This is a genomic window from Microbulbifer variabilis, assembly GCF_052468405.1.
In genome coordinates this window covers 1,285,535-1,303,010 of the sequence record NZ_CP174343.1, presented here as the reverse complement: position 1 = coordinate 1,303,010, position 17,476 = coordinate 1,285,535, and the positions used below count along the sequence as shown (strand labels likewise).

12 protein-coding genes are annotated in these 17,476 nt (G+C 49.4%); 8 read left to right on the top strand and 4 right to left on the bottom strand.

Annotation, left to right across the window (positions count from 1 at the left end):
- Window positions 1–62: 62 nt before the first annotated feature.
- The 7 genes from ACJJJB_RS06150 to ACJJJB_RS06120 all read left to right on the top strand — a co-directional run bounded on the left by ACJJJB_RS06150 (window position 63) and on the right by ACJJJB_RS06120 (window position 12,166).
- The gene (locus tag ACJJJB_RS06150) at window positions 63–1,655 is read left to right on the top strand and encodes a type I restriction-modification system subunit M (RefSeq protein ID WP_445365908.1); all 1,593 of its coding nucleotides are present in this window, start codon (window positions 63–65) and stop codon (window positions 1,653–1,655) included.
- Complete coding sequence (locus ACJJJB_RS06145; protein WP_445365907.1) at window positions 1,652–2,878, top strand: restriction endonuclease subunit S; 1,227 nt, start codon at window positions 1,652–1,654, stop codon at window positions 2,876–2,878. The genes ACJJJB_RS06150 and ACJJJB_RS06145 overlap by 4 nt, the downstream gene beginning before the upstream one ends.
- Entirely contained in the window at window positions 2,875–3,570 is a 696-nt protein-coding gene (locus ACJJJB_RS06140) for a YecA/YgfB family protein (RefSeq protein ID WP_445365906.1), read from the top strand. Before ACJJJB_RS06145 ends, ACJJJB_RS06140 begins: the two co-directional genes overlap by 4 nt.
- A 146-nt stretch (window positions 3,571–3,716) precedes the next feature.
- Window positions 3,717–6,674: an RNA-directed DNA polymerase gene (locus ACJJJB_RS06135; RefSeq protein ID WP_445365905.1), complete on the top strand. Its 2,958-nt coding sequence runs from the start codon at window positions 3,717–3,719 to the stop codon at window positions 6,672–6,674.
- 42 nt (window positions 6,675–6,716) lie between these two features.
- Window positions 6,717–10,013, top strand: a complete 3,297-nt coding sequence (locus ACJJJB_RS06130) for a type I restriction endonuclease subunit R (RefSeq protein WP_445365904.1) — start codon at window positions 6,717–6,719, stop codon at window positions 10,011–10,013.
- A 7-nt stretch (window positions 10,014–10,020) separates the two neighbouring features.
- Window positions 10,021–10,812 (top strand): M48 family metallopeptidase, encoded by a 792-nt coding sequence (locus ACJJJB_RS06125; RefSeq protein ID WP_445365903.1) that lies wholly within the window; start codon window positions 10,021–10,023, stop codon window positions 10,810–10,812.
- A gap of 49 nt (window positions 10,813–10,861) precedes the next feature.
- Window positions 10,862–12,166 (top strand): patatin-like phospholipase family protein, encoded by a 1,305-nt coding sequence (locus ACJJJB_RS06120; RefSeq protein ID WP_445365902.1) that lies wholly within the window; start codon window positions 10,862–10,864, stop codon window positions 12,164–12,166.
- Window positions 12,167–12,214: 48 nt separating this feature from the next.
- Here the strand turns inward: ACJJJB_RS06120 and ACJJJB_RS06115 are convergent, their stop codons facing one another.
- Entirely contained in the window at window positions 12,215–13,894 is a 1,680-nt protein-coding gene (locus tag ACJJJB_RS06115; RefSeq protein ID WP_282950892.1) for an NAD-dependent malic enzyme, read from the bottom strand.
- Window positions 13,895–14,177: 283 nt separating this feature from the next.
- Here ACJJJB_RS06115 and ACJJJB_RS06110 point away from each other — a divergent pair, with 283 nt between their 5' ends.
- The gene (locus ACJJJB_RS06110) at window positions 14,178–16,148 is read left to right on the top strand and encodes a DUF3604 domain-containing protein (protein ID WP_445365901.1); all 1,971 of its coding nucleotides are present in this window, start codon (window positions 14,178–14,180) and stop codon (window positions 16,146–16,148) included.
- A gap of 20 nt (window positions 16,149–16,168) precedes the next feature.
- On the opposite strand, the gene ACJJJB_RS06105 is transcribed toward ACJJJB_RS06110, so the two are convergent.
- The 3 genes from ACJJJB_RS06105 to ACJJJB_RS06095 all read right to left on the bottom strand — a co-directional run bounded on the left by ACJJJB_RS06105 (window position 16,169) and on the right by ACJJJB_RS06095 (window position 17,460).
- Window positions 16,169–16,624: a GyrI-like domain-containing protein gene (locus tag ACJJJB_RS06105; protein ID WP_020415042.1), complete on the bottom strand. Its 456-nt coding sequence runs from the start codon at window positions 16,622–16,624 to the stop codon at window positions 16,169–16,171.
- Window positions 16,625–16,692: 68 nt separating this feature from the next.
- Complete coding sequence (locus ACJJJB_RS06100) at window positions 16,693–17,040, bottom strand: hypothetical protein (RefSeq protein WP_282950894.1); 348 nt, start codon at window positions 17,038–17,040, stop codon at window positions 16,693–16,695.
- Window positions 17,041–17,079: 39 nt separating this feature from the next.
- A complete protein-coding gene (locus ACJJJB_RS06095; RefSeq protein ID WP_020415040.1) occupies window positions 17,080–17,460 on the bottom strand; it encodes a SpoIIAA family protein in 381 nt (126 codons plus the stop codon).
- Window positions 17,461–17,476: the final 16 nt, after the last annotated feature.

The following is a 17,476-nucleotide window of genomic DNA, read 5'->3' as shown; positions in this document are numbered from 1 at the left end:
CACAAACCGAATTCGACTGGGCCACAGCGCCCCAGCAGTACACAAAGGACAAGAAGCACCCCATGAGCAGCAATAGCGCCGCCGAACAAATCAGCCAGGACAGCATCAACAAGGCCCTGTGGAATGCCTGCGACACCTTTCGCGGCACCATCAGCGCCGATACCTATAAAGACTTTATCCTCACCATGCTGTTCCTCAAGTACATCTCCGACGTGTGGCAGGACCACTACGAGGAGTATGTGGAAACCTACGGCGACGAGCCGGAGCTGATCGAGGAGATGATGAAGAGCGAGCGCTTTGTACTGCCGCAGAGTGCCAGCTTCTACACCCTGTACGAGCACCGTCACGAGCCCGGCAATGGCGAGCGTATCGATCAGGCCCTGCACGCCATCGAAGAGGCCAACGGCACCAAGCTCAAGGACGCCGGCAAGAGCGTGTTCCAGGATATCTCCTTTAATACCGACAAGCTGGGCGAGGAGAAGCAGAAGAACACCATCCTGCGCCACCTGCTGGAAGACTTCACCAAAACCGAGCTGAACCTGCGCCCCAGCCGCGTGGGCAACCTGGATGTGATCGGCAACGGCTACGAATACCTGATCAAGAACTTCGCCGCCAGCGGCGGCCAAAAGGCCGGTGAGTTCTACACCCCGCCGGAAGTGTCCGAGCTGATCGCCGAACTGCTCGACCCCCGCCCCGGCGACCGCATCTGCGATCCTACGTGCGGCTCCGCCTCCCTGCTGATGAAGTGCGGGCGCAAGGTGCGGGAACACCACGACAGCAAGCAGTACGAACTCTACGGCCAGGAAGCCATCGGCTCCACCTGGTCTCTGGCCAAGATGAATATGTTCCTGCATGGCGAGGACAACCACAAAATCGAATGGGGCGATACCATTCGCAACCCCAAGTTGCTGGACAAAAACGGCCACCTGGACCTGTTCGATATCGTCACCGCCAACCCGCCCTTCTCCCTGGACAAATGGGGCCACGACGAAGCCGGCAACGATCCCTTCGGCCGCTTTCATCGCGGCGTACCGCCAAAAACCAAGGGGGACTACGCTTTTATCCTGCATATGATCGAAACCCTCAATCCCAAGAGCGGGCGCATGGGCGTGGTGGTGCCCCACGGGGTGCTGTTCCGGGGTTCCGCCGAGGGCAAGATTCGCAAGCAGCTGATCGAGGAGAACCTGTTGGACGCGGTGATCGGCCTGCCGGAAAAACTCTTCTACGGCACCGGCATCCCCGCCGCCATCCTGATCTTCGCCCGCGACAAGCAGGACGACAGCGTCATGTTTATCGATGCCTCGCGGGAATTTAAAGCCGGCAAAAACCAGAACCTGCTCACCCAGGACAATATCGACAAAGTAGTGGCCACCTACCGCCAGGGCGCCGACCTGGACAAATACGCCTATGTAGCCAGCCACAAGGAAATTCAGGATAACGACTACAACCTGAATATCCCCCGCTATGTGGATACCTTCGAGGAGGAGGAAGAGGTCGACCTGCTGGCCGTGCGTGCCGAGCGGCAGCAGCTGAAATCCCAGTTAAGTGAGCTGGAGGGGGAAATGGAGCAGTATTTGCAGGAGTTGGGTTATGGCTCTCGTGAATACTGCAACAGCAAGGAACAAATGAGCAAACACTCTGGTGTAATGAAATGAAATTGCCCAAGGAGTGGAACATCAAGAGTGTTGGCGATTTGTTCGATGTACAGTTAGGTAAGATGCTTAACAAGAAAGCAAAAGAGTTAGAGCCTCAACACCCCTATCTGGGCAATTCAAACGTTCAGTGGGGCAGTTTTGACCTCTCAAATCTCAAATACATGCATTTCAGTGATAAAGATATACAGAAATTCTCTTTACGTTCCGGTGACGTAATCATGTGTGAAGGCGGAGAAGTGGGTAGATGCGCAATCTGGAACGATAACGAAAGGGAAGTTTACTATCAAAAAGCCCTACATAGACTGAGAAGTAAAGGAAAGATAATATCAGAGTTTTTTCAGGCCTATATGGCAAGTATCGCCGGAACAAAATTACTTGATGACTATACAACTCGTACAAGTATTGCCCATTTAACTCGTGAAAAACTGATCTCCATACCTGTAAAGCTTCCACCACTCCCCGAACAAAAAAAGATCTCCCAAATCCTATCTACCTGGGATAAGGCCATCGACACCAGCGAAAAACTGCTCGCCAACAGCCGCCAGCAGAAAAAGGCCCTGATGCAGCAACTGCTGACCGGCAAAAAGCGCCTGCGGGATAAGAATGGGGTTCGGTTTAGTGGGGAGTGGAAAGCAACTCCCATCTCTAAAATGGGAAAGGTTTTTTCAGGGGGAACTCCTGATACTAAAGTCAAAGAATTTTGGGGCGGCTCACTAATGTGGTTAACACCAACAGATGTTAGCGCACTCAACTCCAAGTATGTTGATAGCACCAAAAGAACGATCTCTGAAAAAGCGCTGAAAAGTAGCTCTGCCACCTTACTTCCCAAAGGGACCTTGCTAGTTTGCACCAGGGCGACAATTGGCGTAATGGCAATTTCAACATCAGAAATTACAACAAATCAAGGATTTAAAAACATTATTCCAGGCGAAGGGTTCTTAGTTGAGTTCCTATACTACCTGTTGACTTTCAACTCACAAGAGCTGGTCAAAAAATCCTCCGGCTCTACATTCTTAGAGATTTCAAAAAAAGACTTTGAGAAGATAACATTAAAGGTCCCATCATTTAATGAACAACAAAAAATCGCCGTAACCCTATCCAGCGCCGATCGGGAAATCGAGACCCTGCAACAAAAACTCGACTGCCTAAAGCAGGAGAAAAAAGCCCTGATGCAACAGCTGCTCACCGGCAAGCGCCGGGTCCAATTGGAAAGTGCCCAATGACATTTAGCGAAACCCTCGATCTCGACACGCCCATCAGTGAAGCCGATCTGGAATTTATTGAGGACGTGCTACTCAAATACGGCAACGACGATTCGGTGCTGGATATCTGCGAACTGGATGGCTTTCTCACCGCCCTGGTCTCCGGTCCGGAAATGATTCCCCCCAGCCGCTGGTTCTCCGCCCTCTGGGGCGGCCCCGGCAATGAACCGGAGTGGCAGAGCGAGGAGGAGATGCAGCGCTTTACCGCGCTGCTGTTCCAGCTGATGAACAGCAATGCCATGATGCTGGTAGAGACCCCCGCAGAGTTCAGCGCCCTGTTTCGTATCACCGAGCGAGAGGGCGAAGCCCCCTTCGCCATCGTCAAGGAGTGGTGCTTCGGCTATATGCGCGGCGTCGACCTGGGCCAATGGCCCAACCTGCCCGCAGAACTGGATACCCAGCTGCAAACCATCGCCCTACACGGCCGCGAGGAACACCTCGATCACCTCGGCACCCTCACCGATACAGAGCACCAGCACAGCGTCACTCAAATAGAACCCGCCGCCCGCGCCCTGCACCGCCACTGGCTGCAACAGCGCGCCCCGGAACTCTCAACCAATTCCGGCCCCCACCGAGCAGAACCCAAAACCGGCCGCAACGACCCCTGCCCCTGTGGCAGCGGTAAAAAGTTCAAACGTTGCTGTTTGCACTGATAGCACCGCCGCTAGAAAATAAAATTGGAGAAGGCACAATTAATGATTTTTTGGAAAATCATCAAAGCATCTAGCAAATAGATAACAGGTAATTTTTCTTAAACTGCGCAACTAGCAAGTGCAAATCCAAACTTAAGGAAATTTAGATGGACCTAAGCAGCAGCCATATTGAAACAGCCTACCTTTACTTAAAGAGCTATGTTTATTATGAGAATCTAAATCTATTTGCAAAGTGCAGAGTAGCAAAATTTGAGAGTGAGATAGAGAACCTCAATTTTGTTAGCGAAGAAGTATTCGCTATCGTAAGTGGAAGTACAAAAGGAAATGAAATCCTTGAGAAACTAATCCATCAAATTGATTATCATCTACTTCCTAAGGTAGTACAGAGACAGGAGGATCTCCAACAGAATAATCACAACGAAGATAATGGGCTTTTTATAAGCAATGTGCGCAATTCTGAAGAATATCAAGTCTACAAAGTTAATTATTTCATTAACTTACCAGTAAACCTACACATTATTGACATGCTCTGGTGCCTTTTTGCTGGCCCGGCGCTCGAAGCCCAAATGACAAAAGATAGTTATGGCAACAGGATGCATCTATCGGCCTTAAACTACGCCAATGATCAAAGAGGCACCAAAGGGCAAGAAATTTTCAAACGATATATAGAGCAATATAATCAATGGCGAGACCAAGCCATTCAGGAAGCCGAAAAAACATCCAAAGATGGAGATGATGTTGCACTTCTATCACTAGACTTAAAGTCATATTTCTACAACATAGATCTTAGCTTTGAAGCCGTCAGAGATGTAATCAAACAACACTATAAAAATGACAAAAACCGCTACAGCTTATCTATTCAACTTACAGACATTCTAGAGAAAATTTATTGCCAATATTACAAAGTAATCCAGCCTCACCGCGAAAAAACGCATACGACCAGCTCCAAACAAGGAATTCCAATTGGGCTTCCATCTTCATCAATTATTGCAAACTGGTATTTATCTGAATTTGATTCGATGATTGAAAATCAAGTACGTCCGGCATACTATGGGCGATATGTTGATGATATTATTATGGTTTTTAAGCGCCCCCAAATTGACTCAAAAAACCAAATACAGTCTTTTATCAGTCAATACCTAAAGGCGGCACTATCAACAACAAAAGGTGCATCTGATTATACCATAAAGATAGGCAAGAATCATCTTCCAATACAGAAAGACAAGTTGATTCTACAATTTTATGATAAAGAACATAGCAGAGCTGGCCTAGATATCTTTAGACAAGAGCTAGATGAACGTAGTAGCGCATTCAAATTCTTGCCTAGCGACCACATTGATCTAGAGCTAGATAAATTTGCATACAATGTACTGTACAATGGGTCAGCCAACAAACTTCGCAGCATTGTGGGTCTGGCAGAAAATGAGACTGAATTATCCAGATACCTTGCTAGCCATATCACAGCTCATAGACTATGCAAATTAGACAAAAAGGATACCGTTCTGCCGCAAACAAAGAAATTTTTTAGCGGCCAAAATGCATTGCAATTCGCGCGCCTATGGGAAAAACTATATCAATACGCCATAATAACTGGAGACTATAACTTCATATCATCCTTCTACAACAACTTAAAAATAGAAATAGAAAAAGTTAAGGTAATAAATTCCAACTCTTATGAAGAGCTTAATTTTGTCACAGAAAAAATTCAAGCCGACCTCAAACAATATAATGAGATATCGCTGGCCATTACTGTAGGGCTACTCGACATCAAACGCCTTCCGCAATTAACATTTGCGTTATTTGAAAATATAGATCAACAGCCCGCCTTCAACTCATCAAGACATTCTCTGAACAGACTAGTCTCATACAACTCTACTTTACATAAATACTCATGGGCATTTAGAAAGTCCAACCTCATCCGTCATCACTTGGTTGCCTGGCCTTTAGCAAATTACTCTAATTATGATGGCGACCTAACTTGCGAACAAAGCATTAGGCAGTCTTCGGACAAAAAGGCAAATCAGAGAAAAGTTAACTTCTCCCCGAGACACCTTCATTTCGATGAGCTGCAACTTTCCACCCTAACCGAATACTTAGATCATGAAAAAAATCTAAACACTTGGCTTCAAGACGCTCTAGAAAAATACCAATGCCAAACTGAAAAAAAATCATTCCCTGTTAAGGTGGAAATTGACGAAGGCCATGATGGTAAAATAAAAAAATCTAAAATCTCCATCAAAGATGACATATCACAAAAAAAACTTAAGATCGCTATCGCAAACCTAATCGTAAAGGATTTAAATATTGAGGCTGCCATCAGAAAAGACCAGCAACCCAACTTATCTTTTACCCGGCAAGAGCAGCTTTATGAAGTTCTGAATTCCTCGATCAGGGAAAATGCCGACATTCTTATAATGCCTGAAGTATCCATCCCCGTAAGCTGGCTTCCCTTTATGGTTACGTTTTCTCGGCGTAATCAAATAGGATTAGTTTTTGGTCTAGAGCATTGGGTGGTTGGCGATAGAGCCTATAATCTAATTATCGAAACATTACCTTTTAAAGAGTTGGGAAAATACAAGACATGCGCCATTACTGCCAGGATTAAGAATCACTATGCCCCTGCTGAACTAGATCTCCTCAAAGCTTTAAGGTTAAACGCCGGTAATACCAAAGCAGACCAGACAGCTTTCTATCACAAAGTGTCATGGAGGGGAGTTTCATTCGCTACTTATAATTGTTTTGAGTTGTCAGATATAACTCACAGAGTCCTTTTTAAATCAGAAATTGACCTACTCTTCGCATGCGTATGGAATAAAGATACAAATTACTATGAGCACATTCTTGAATCCGCTGTCAGGGATCTTCACTGCTATACCGTGCAAGCAAACACATCTCAATATGGAGGTTCTTGCATTCTACGCCCTACAAACACTGCAAGTAAAACCATGCTGTATGTTAAAGGTGGTGACAATTCCTGTGTATTGACTACAGAAGTAGATATTGCAGCACTCAGAGCATTTCACTTTAAATCAACTCCTTCATCAACAGATAGATTTAAACACCTGCCACCGGGATTTAAAAACGAAGCTGTACTAGATCGATAGGCTTATAGAATTTCGCTAAAACGGATTTATGAGAAGTTTAGGATGATACACTCCCCTCCAAAATTCCAAGAAGAATACGCCGCAAAGATCCCCGCCCTGGCCCTGTTATGCAATCTGGGCTGGTCGTTTTTGCCTCCCACCGAGGCCAATGCAGCCCGTAGTGGGCGCCAGGACCAAGTGGTACTCACGGAGATACTGCGCCGGGAGCTGGGCAAACGGACCTTCCATTTCGCCGGTAAAGAGCAGCCGCTCTCACAAAAATCCATCGACCATTTGATTGGCATAGTGTGCAACCCAGCGCTTAACAAAGGGCTGCTAGCAGCCAATGAAGAGCTGTACAACCACCTGCTCTACGGCATTTCGGTGACCGAATTTGTCGATGGCAAAAAAGCCACCCCCACGATTGCCCTGATCGACTGGCACACCATCGAAAACAATCACTTTGCCTTTACCGAGGAATTGAGCGTAACCCGCGCCAGCGGCGTAGAGACCCGCCGCCCGGATATGGTGTGTTTCGTCAACGGTATTCCCCTGGTAGTGATCGAAGCCAAGCGCCCGGATGGCAAGAAAGGGCCCTCTATTGACGAGGGTATCTCCCAGAGCCTGCGCAACCAGCGCCCCGATGAAATCCCAAAATTGTTCGCCTACAGCCAGCTGCTGCTGTCGGTGAACGGTGCCGAGGGTCGCTACAGCACCTGTAATACCCCGGCAAAATTCTGGGCGGCCTGGCGCGAGGAAGATATCGCCGATGAGGAAATGCTGGCGGTCAAAAACCGCCCCCTTTCCAGCGAACAAATCCAAACTCTGTTTAAACAGCGCTCCCCATCAGATCTGGACTGGTACCAGACCCTGATCGCCGGCGGCGAGCTGGCCCTGGGCGGCCAGGATCGGTTGTTGATCAGCTTGCTATCGCCCCAGCGACTGCTGGAGATGGTCCGTTACTTCACCCTGTTCGATAAAAAGGCCGGCAAAATCGTCGCCCGCTATCAGCAGGTGTTCGGCATTAAACGGCTATTGGAGCGTATTGCCCAACGCGGCAATGACGGCGCGCGGGAGGGTGGTGTGATCTGGCATACCACCGGCTCCGGCAAATCCTTCACCATGGTGTTTTTAAGCAAGGCGCTGATCTTCCAGCCGAGTCTCAAACAGAGCCGCTTGGTTATTGTCACCGACCGGGTGGATCTGGAGCGCCAGCTCAGCAATACCTTTGCCAGCGGTGGAGAACTGGCGGGCAAGAAAGACAAAGAAGCAGCCATGGCTACTTCCGGCAAGCGTTTGGCCCAGCAGATTGGCAGCGGCAATGAGCGGATTATCTTCTCGCTGGTGCAAAAATTTACCGGCGCCACTGCCCTGCCGGAGTGTCGCAACGACAGTGCCGACTTGATTGTGCTGATCGACGAGGGCCACCGCAGTCAGGGCGGCGAAAACCATATCCGTATGCGCCAGGCCCTACCCAATGCCGCCTTTGTGGCCTTTACCGGCACACCCCTGCTGAAAGACGACAAAACCACCAATAAATTCGGCCCCATAGTCCATGCCTATACCATGCAGCGGGCGGTGGAGGATCGCACCGTAACCCCACTGCTGTACGAAGAGCGTATCCCGGACTTGAATGTTAATGAGCGCGCAATTGACCGCTGGTTTGAGCGCATTACGGTGGGCTTGAGCGAGGAGCAGCAGGCAGATTTAAAGCGCAAGTTTGCCCGCAAGGGAGAGATTTACACGGCAGACGATCGCATTCGACTGATTGCTACCGATATCGCCACCCATTTTGTTAAAAACATCGATGCGGGCTTAAAAGGCCAGCTGGCCTGCGATAGCAAGGCCACTGCCATCCAATATAAAAAGTACCTGGATGAGGCCCAGCAACACTGGCCAGAAGCGCAGAAATTTGAATCAGCCGTGGTGATCAGTGCACCAGATACCCGCGAGGGCAACGAGGCGGTAGATGAATCCTCGATGCCGGAGGTGGTGAAGTGGTGGAAAGACAATGTGGGCTCGCAAAATGAACAGCGCTACACCCAGGGAGTGATTGAGCGCTTCGATAAAGACGACTCCCTGAAATTGCTGATTGTGGTGGACAAACTACTGACAGGATTCGATGAGCCCAAAAATACGGTGCTGTATATCGATAAGCCGCTCAAGGAACACAACCTGATCCAGGCGATCGCGCGGGTCAACCGCCTGCACCCGGATAAAAAATTTGGCCTGCTAATCGATTACCGGGGCATCCTGGCAGAGCTGGATACCACCATGCAGAAATACCAGGATCTGGCCGCGCGCACCCAGGGCGGTTACGATATCGACGATATCGCCGGGCTCTATAGCCCCATGAGCAGCGAGTACAAGCGCCTGCCCCTGCTGTATAAAAACCTTTGGGGCATTTTCGCCGGTGTGAAAAATAAGCAGGACACCGAGCAACTGCGTCAGGTGATAGTGCCCAAAATTGAACAGCGCAATGGTGAATTGGTCGATATAAACCTAAAAGTGCGCGAGGACTTCTACGAAGCACTCACCCACTTCACCACCTGCCTGAAAGTAGCCCTGCAATCGGCCACCTTCTTCGAAGACAAAAGCTTTAGCGATAGTGATCGCCAGCACTACAAACAGACGGTTAAACAATTTGCCAGTTTGCGCCAATGGGCGCTGCAGCAAACCGGAATCTCTGTGGACTATGACCAATACGCGGCCCAGGTAAAAAACCTGTTGGATAAGCATGTGGTGGGGGTGGAAATCTTAGAGCCCGAGGGTAAATACGAAGTCAATAAAATGGGCAAAGCGGAGCGGCCTGAAGATTGGGAGGAGGACAAAACCCGCAACGAAACCGATATTATTAAAACCCGCGTAACCCGCATGATCGAACAGGAGTTGCGCGACGATCCCTATGCCCAGGAAGCCTTTTCCAAGTTACTGCTGCAAGCCATTGAGGAGGCGGAAAAACTGTTCGATCACCCACACAAGCAGTACTTACTGTTCGAAGCGCTGGAATCCCAGGTAAAAGCCCGCAACCTGGATGAAATCCCCAACGTCTTTGCCGATAACCGCCACGCCCAGGCCTATTTTGGTGTATTCAAGAAAAACCTGCCGGAAGTTTTTGCGGTTGGTGATAGCCAGGTACAGGATAAGTGGATCAAGCTGGCCTTCGAGATCGATACAATGGTTGCCCAGTCCGTAATGGAGCACTCCATCAGCCCGCAAAATATTGAGAAGGATATCCATAAAAAGCTGATGCCCAAATTATTTATGGAGTGCAAATCCATCGGCAGTGGTATGGTGCAGGCCAAGAAAATGGTGGAGATGATCCTACAGATCACCCGCGTTGGTTTAAGCGGAGACTAACCTCGGCATGAATGTGCCCATTACTTCCCCCCCAACTAACCCCAACTCTCGGCAACTGAGCTTTGCCTATGGGGATGAGCGCATCACTTTTGAATGCCTACCCCGCTCCCAGGCCAACGGGCGAGTGCTGATCAAAGTGCATCCCGACTGTCGTGTGGTGGTCAGCGCACCGGAACCTATCGATAACGATGCGGTATTAAAAGCGGTAAAAAAACGCGGGCGCTGGATTTACCAGCAGCTACGAGATTTCCGCAAAGCGCTGGAATATATAACGCCACGGCAATATATCAGCGGCGAGAGCCACTACTATCTGGGCAAGCAATATCTGCTGAAAGTGATTGAACCTGAAGACACCCAACAACAGGTGAAATTACTGCGCGGCAAGCTGGAAGTATCCGTGCGTAAAAAAGATCCCGAAAGAGTGCGCCTGCTTTTGACGGAGTGGTATAAGGCGCGCGCCAAAGAAATTTTTCACCGCCGCCTGGATACTCTGCTTGAGCAGACCCTGTGGGTTTCCGGGCGCCCACCACTGCGTATCCTCAGCATGAAAACCCAGTGGGGCAGCTGCTCACCGCAAGGGCGTATTACCCTCAATCCCCACCTGGTAAAAGCACCACGCCAGTGCATCGACTATGTCATTTTGCACGAGCTCTGCCATATCGCCGAACACAACCACGGCGAGCGATTTTACCGTTTAATGAATCAAGTGATGCCCAAGTGGGAAGGCACGAAAAACAAGCTCGATGCTATGGCGAATTTGATTCTGGGTGATACCCTGCCCCACTCTTTTAACCGATAATATTTTTAACTTTCGTATGGAATCGACCGCCACTTCAGGGAAAGATGAAATGAGTAAAACAGCGTGGGTGACCAGTGCTATCTCCCAAGCGGATACCCTTTGGCAAGATTCGCGGAAATCGATCGAGGGTAAATCTTTTAGCGACGTGCAGGATTCTGACGGGCTCCAGTATGTGGATCTGGTGATGGAAGGCGGTGGCATGTTGGGGATTGCCCTGGTGGGCTACACCTATATCCTTGAGAAGGCCGGCATACGCTTTCGCAAGGTTGCGGGCACTTCTGCAGGTGCCATCAATGCGCTGTTTTTAGCCGCTGCAGGCACACCGGGCTCATGTAAGAGTGCAAAGTTACTGGATATTATGGCTAAGGCGGACTTTGCCAGCTTTGAAGACGGCGAACGTTTTGCGCGCAAAACAGTACAACGCCTGCTTAAAGGCAAAGGGCTTTTTAGTAGCCTGGCCCTGCATCCGTTCGATTCTCTACGAACCTGCAAGCAACTGTTGCGAGAAAAAGGCCTCAATCCTGGCGATGCTTTTACCCAATGGCTACAAGAGGAACTGCGCCAGCTGGGCATTACCAATACGGCACAACTCAACCAGCGTATCAATCAGTTTCCCACCCTTCACTACCGGGGGGAGCCCGATCCCATAGTAGGCAATGCAGAAGTCGCTTTGGTTGCGGCGGATATTACCACTGAAACACGAGCCGTATTCCCAGCCAAGGCACCGCTCTATTTTAGTAACCCGGATGTGGTGAATCCCGCCGAGTTCGTCCGGGCTTCCATGTCTGTGCCGGGCTTTTTCAAACCTTACACTGTGAAGGATATTCCCCAGCTGGATGAATGCAGTTCAGTGGCTGAGAACTGGCGCAGTATAAAAGGGATTGGCGATCCCAGGCTGTTCTTTAAAAATGGTTTCCCTAAAGAGATTCAGTTTGTTGATGGCGGCCTGGTATCCAACTTCCCCTTTGATATCTTCCACAAGCCAGTCGGTACTCCCAAGCTACCCACTTTTGGTATCAAGCTGGAGGTGGACCACTACCAGCCCAGGTCTGACAAGGTGGGGCGCTTTGCCATGGGGCTAATCAATACCTGCCGTAATATGCTCGACAACCATGTGCGGGCAAGCCTGAATGCGGAGTACCACACACTGGTAAAAGAGATCGCTATAGAACCGATGACCAGCGGTGAGCACCCCCACTGGCTGGACTTCGCAATGCCAGGAAAACACTGTGAGCACTTGTTCTTATCGGGCGTTAGAGCTGCGATTGAGTTCTTAAGCAGCGGTTTCCAATGGGAGGATTATCTGGTTCTGCGCCAACCGGAAGTCTTCTTCTCAGGGGAGCAACTGGCTTAAAAGAAGAAAGCCGGGTAGAACTACCCGGCCAGGGCTGTTATTAAGTGGTCAGAAAGAACGACGGCGGTAACTGCGATAGTCGGCCTGCCAAAAGTTACGCTTGAGAGATTTCTCCAGATGCTCATGGCTCACTTTGGGCGCAACTCCATCGAGCTGTGCCTGGGCAGCCACAGCCCTGGCGATATCAATGCTCACCTCTCGAATATCATCCAATTGTGGCAATAACGCGCCCTCCCCCTGCTTCACCACTGGCGCCTGCTCTGCCAGGGCATTGGAGGCTGCCATCAACATGCCGTCGGTAACCCGCGTGGCATTCGCGGCAATCACCCCAAGGCCAATACCCGGGAAAATATACACATTATTGCATTGGGCCACCGGGTGGTGATGTCCATCAATTTCCACTGCGGCAAATGGGCTGCCGGTAGCCACCAGCGCCTCCCCCTTGGTCCAGGTATATATTTCTGTAGGGGTCGCTTCAGCGCGGGAGGTGGGGTTTGACAGCGGCATCACCAGCGGGCGCTCATGGCCCTTCTGTAATGCCTCAATCACCTGCTGGTTAAATAAACCACCCTGTCCGGATACGCCAATAAGAATACTCGGCTTTACCTTGCTAATCAGGCTTTGCAGGTCTGATTCGGCTGCCCCATCCAAGATATCCGGAGACTGGGCCAGTGCAGCCTGGAAATCGTGTAACCCCTTCATATCAGAGGTTACCAACCCATAGCGATCGAACATAAAAATGCGCGAGCGCGCATCTGCATCGCCAAGGCCAGCCTGCACCATAGCGGACACTACCTGCTCGGCAATTCCACAACCGGCGGAACCGGCACCCACAATCAGAACCCGCTGGGCCGTTAATGGCTCCTGCCAGGTTTTGCAGGCGGCCAGAATGGTCCCCAGAGTGACAGCGGCGGTGCCTTGGATATCATCATTGAAACAGCAGATTTGATCCCTGTAGCGTTGCAACAGTGGCATGGCATTGGTCTGGGCAAAATCCTCAAACTGTACCAACACCTTGGGCCAGCGACGCTTTACCGCCTCAATAAACTGCTCTAAGAACTCATCATATTCCTCTTGGGAAATGCGCTCATGACGCCAGCCCATATACATGGGGTCGCCGAGGAGGGTGCGATTATTGGTGCCAACATCCAGGGTGACGGGAAGTGTATAAGCCGGGCTGATACCACCACAGGCTGTGTACAGGGATAGTTTTCCGATAGGAATACCCATTCCACCAATACCCTGATCGCCAAGACCGAGGATACGCTCACCATCGGTCACTACGATAACCTTGACGTTTTCCTTGGTAGCGCTTCGCAAAATATCATCAATATATTCACGGTCTGGGTAAGAGACAAACAGACCGCGATGATTGCGGTAAATGTTAGAAAATTCCTCACAGGCTGCCCCTACGGTGGGCGTATAGATGATCGGCAGCATCTCATCAATATGATGCTCAATCAGGTAAAAGAACAGGGTTTCATTATCGTCCTGAATCCCTCGCAGATATATGTGCTTGTCCAGCCCCGTCTTACATTGCTGGTACTGTAGATAAGCGCGCCGAGCCTGCTCCTCAATCGTTTCGACATTATTTGGCAGAAGCCCGGCCAGGTTGAATTCAAGTCTCTCCTCTAAAGTGAAGGCACTACCTTTATTCAACAGTGGCATCTCCAACAGGGAGGGACCGGCGTGGGGGATATAGAGTGGACGCTTTTCGTTGTTGCTCATAAACCTGCTTTAAGTCTGATACGGCAGATGGAGTAAATTGCGCTCAGCTTTTGCAATCTGACTAAATTAACTAATGCGGGTCAGGATTGTGCGCAAACCTGCCAATCCAGTGGGGCATGGAAGACTATCCATTGTTCCGCGATATAACAAGACCCACCCTTCGGCCTACCCGCCCCTAAAAAAACGCCGCTCAACTATGCTAGCTGTATTTTCACCTAAGGAGGCGGTACCGAAATCAATATCGGCGCCACTCATTTTCTGCCCAGGCAATGGAGCGCCCGGCATGCAAATAAAAAAACTGCAAAGTATTCTGATCGCCCTGTCAGTCGCGTCAGGCCTATATAGCTGCGGAAAAAATAATGGTGAGGTTGAGGAGCAACCTAATAAAAAGAACGAACAAGCCTCACAGGAAAAAAATCAGCGTGAGGTACTTACCGCCATGGCACCGGAGATCAAAGCAGAGATAGAGGCCCAGGAAAGTTCTGACAAACGTATCGCACGCAATGTCTATTTTGGCGATACACATGTCCATACTGGCTGGTCTGTCGACGCGGGGTTGGACGGCGCAATACTCACCCCGGACGATGCTTATCAGTTTGCGCTGGGAAAGGAAGTTACTTCCAACAGCGGACTCAAAGCAAAATTAAACCGACCTTATGATTGGTTTATGATCACCGATCACTCCGACGGCATGGGCGTTATTAGTGAGATAGTCGCTGGCAACCCGGAGATGATGTCCGACCCCACCCTTAAACGCTGGCACGATGCTCTCGCCTCCGGCAGCGAGGAAGCCACCAATGATGCCAAGAGCGAGGTCATTGTTCTCCAGTCCCAAGGCAAACTCCCCAAACAGGTAATGGACCCCAAGTGGATGCGTACCGCTTGGGAGAGAACCGTTGACGCCGCAGAGCGCTATTACAAACCCGGTGAGTTCACTACTTTTATTGCTTTCGAGTGGACGGTCAATGCCGATGGCGGTGATAACCTGCATCGCAACGTCATATTTCGCGATGGAGCCGATCGCACCAAATCACTGATGCCATTGACTACTTTCGACACCCAGAACCCGGTAAAACTCTGGGAATGGATGAAGGCTTATGAGGATAAAACTGGTGGGCGAGTATTAGCGATTCCACACAACGGCAATATGTCCAATGGGCGCATGTTTATCGAGAAGCAGTTTGACGGCTCTCCCCTAACTCCAGAGTGGGCTCGGCTTCGTGCGCGCTATGAGCCACTCTATGAACTTGTTCAGGTAAAAGGGCAGAGTGAGTCTCACCCTGCCCTTTCTCCCGAGGATGAATTCGCTAATTGGGACCTTTGGGACCGCGGTAACCTAATCCTGAAACCCAAACCTCCCGGTGCCTTACAGTACGAGTATTGGCGCGAGGCTCTCAAATCCGGACTGCGCTTGGAGAAAGCCCTGGGCACCAACCCTTTTCAATACGGTGCCAATGCAGGTACAGACACTCACACAGGCCTCTCCACTCCTGATCAGGATAATTTCTACGGTAAGTTCAAAACCCTGGAACCCAGCAATAAACAACGCTGGGCCTTTCCCTTGTTGAAAGGGGTTGGTGGCGAGTACTTTGGATGGGAGCAAGCCGCTTCGGGCATCACTGGTGTATGGGCTAGAGAGAATACCCGCGAAGCCATCTGGGATGCAATGAACCGCAAGGAGACCTTCGCCACCACAGGTCCCCGGATTTCCGTGCGCTTCTTTGGCGGTTATGACTATACGGATGCAGATATCAAAGGAGACATAGTGGCGAATGGCTATAAAAAAGGGGTACCGATGGGGCAAAAGCTGCCTCCCGCCACCGAGGAGCAAAAAGCGACCTTTCTTGTAGCTGTATTGAAAGACCCTCAAGGAGCTAACTTAGACCGAGTGCAAATCATTAAAGGTTGGCTGGATGACAACGGGCTCACAAGGGAAAAGATCTTTAATGTAAAGTGGTCCGGTGGGCGCAAAATAGACAGTGCCGGTAAGATTCCACCTGTAGGTAACACCGTTGATCTGGACACAGCCAAATACTCGAACACTATTGGCGAACCCCAGCTGATTGGGCTATTCAAAGACCCGGAGTTTAACCCCAAGCAAAGCGCTGTCTACTATTTGCGCGCCCTTGAAATACCGACACCTCGCTGGACGCTCTACGATAAGGTGCGTTTTGGCATTGATATGGACGAGAAGGTGCCCCTCATTCAGCAAGGGCGCGCCTTCAGCTCACCAATCTGGTACTCGCCGCAGTAAGCATCGAAAAGATTGCATTACTATTTGATAGAAATAGCAATCTTAACTTCGTTAGGGCTTGCATAGTGCTCAAAATCAGTAGTGTAAGCTCGCTCATGAGGGCAGTCCGGTGCTGAGAAATGACCCCACACTTCCCCCCAGAGATCGATAACTGCCTGGGGCATCTCACCCTGTGCGCCAAATACAAGGTACTTGCCTGGCTCTATATGAACTGTTTTAAAGTCTTCTGACATCTCCGTAGAAAGCATGTCGGAGCAGGCAAAGACATCAAACAAGCCCGTGTGGTCTGACTCATAGTTGGTATACACACCATACACCTTGGGAGTGCCACGCAATTTTGGTGCGGCTTCTGCGCCAAACTTATCCCAAAGGGGGGTAATCTTTGCAGTGCCCGGATCTGCCTCATTGGCATTCTTGGTTCTTGTACTAAGCCCCACAAGATCAAAACCTTCAATCTGCTCAACAACCATAGCCATTCCGGATTATCCTCATTATTAATATCGTTAGCATAACAACCTACCGTGAACCTCAGTAGATCGCAATCTTACTGGCTTCGAACATCTATATGTCGAATGATTCCCCTATCGACAATTACAAACTCTACGCCAGACATTTTGACAGTTTCACCCTCTTGAGTAGTGCCCTCAAAGTCAAAATCAAAACGAATAATGCCGGGTTTAACCTCCTCCACTATATTTACAATCCATTCTAACTTGCTATAAGAGCCATGATGGACCCTTTGCATCACCATAATATCTTTCACACCCAGATAGAGTGCGCCATCTCGCGCACAGAATGTGGAAGACTGATCAAATAGATTTTCTATCTCGACAAAATTACTCTGATTTGAAAGGTCAAAGTAATGTTTTGCCAATTCTAATGCCTCTGACATAAACTCACCGTCTTACAAGAATGAAAACCAAGCTATAAATTAATCATCAGTAGGTGCATACTGCATTAAAAAATGTACCGCATCTGTGTGCTGGTTTGGAGAAAAGCACTTCATATCAATACCTCGAAACAGCTTATCCTCAACACCTACAACTTTCTTAAGCCACTCTTTATCAGTCAAAATCGCCACGGCACATATATTTGAGATGCCAACCTCAAATAGGTACTTGAACTTCTCTACAACTGCCGAAAACTCCAGGCCATCGAATGACTCTATTTCTTCGTAAATTGTGATCTTTTCATATTTCTCCCCAAGGGCTTTCATCTGGTCAAATGCCTCAGAAATATCACTTTCAGTAATATCTCCAGATATTTTGAATGCAAGGGCATTAGGTATACCGATATCAATGGTTGTAATCATTTGTTTATTCCTAATT

Excerpts from the sequence above, each read along its gene's own strand:
- ACJJJB_RS06150 (WP_445365908.1), top strand. The coding sequence starts at position 63 with ATGAGCAGCAATAGCGCCGCCGAACAAATCAGCCAGGACAGCATCAAC.
- ACJJJB_RS06145 (WP_445365907.1), top strand. The coding sequence starts at position 1,652 with ATGAAATTGCCCAAGGAGTGGAACATCAAGAGTGTTGGCGATTTGTTC.
- ACJJJB_RS06140 (WP_445365906.1), top strand. The coding sequence starts at position 2,875 with ATGACATTTAGCGAAACCCTCGATCTCGACACGCCCATCAGTGAAGCC.
- ACJJJB_RS06135 (WP_445365905.1), top strand. The coding sequence starts at position 3,717 with ATGGACCTAAGCAGCAGCCATATTGAAACAGCCTACCTTTACTTAAAG.
- ACJJJB_RS06130 (WP_445365904.1), top strand. The coding sequence starts at position 6,717 with ATGATACACTCCCCTCCAAAATTCCAAGAAGAATACGCCGCAAAGATC.
- ACJJJB_RS06125 (WP_445365903.1), top strand. The coding sequence starts at position 10,021 with ATGAATGTGCCCATTACTTCCCCCCCAACTAACCCCAACTCTCGGCAA.
- ACJJJB_RS06120 (WP_445365902.1), top strand. The coding sequence starts at position 10,862 with ATGAGTAAAACAGCGTGGGTGACCAGTGCTATCTCCCAAGCGGATACC.
- ACJJJB_RS06115 (WP_282950892.1), bottom strand. The coding sequence starts at position 13,894 with ATGAGCAACAACGAAAAGCGTCCACTCTATATCCCCCACGCCGGTCCC.
- ACJJJB_RS06110 (WP_445365901.1), top strand. The coding sequence starts at position 14,178 with ATGCAAATAAAAAAACTGCAAAGTATTCTGATCGCCCTGTCAGTCGCG.
- ACJJJB_RS06105 (WP_020415042.1), bottom strand. The coding sequence starts at position 16,624 with ATGGCTATGGTTGTTGAGCAGATTGAAGGTTTTGATCTTGTGGGGCTT.
- ACJJJB_RS06100 (WP_282950894.1), bottom strand. The coding sequence starts at position 17,040 with ATGTCAGAGGCATTAGAATTGGCAAAACATTACTTTGACCTTTCAAAT.
- ACJJJB_RS06095 (WP_020415040.1), bottom strand. The coding sequence starts at position 17,460 with ATGATTACAACCATTGATATCGGTATACCTAATGCCCTTGCATTCAAA.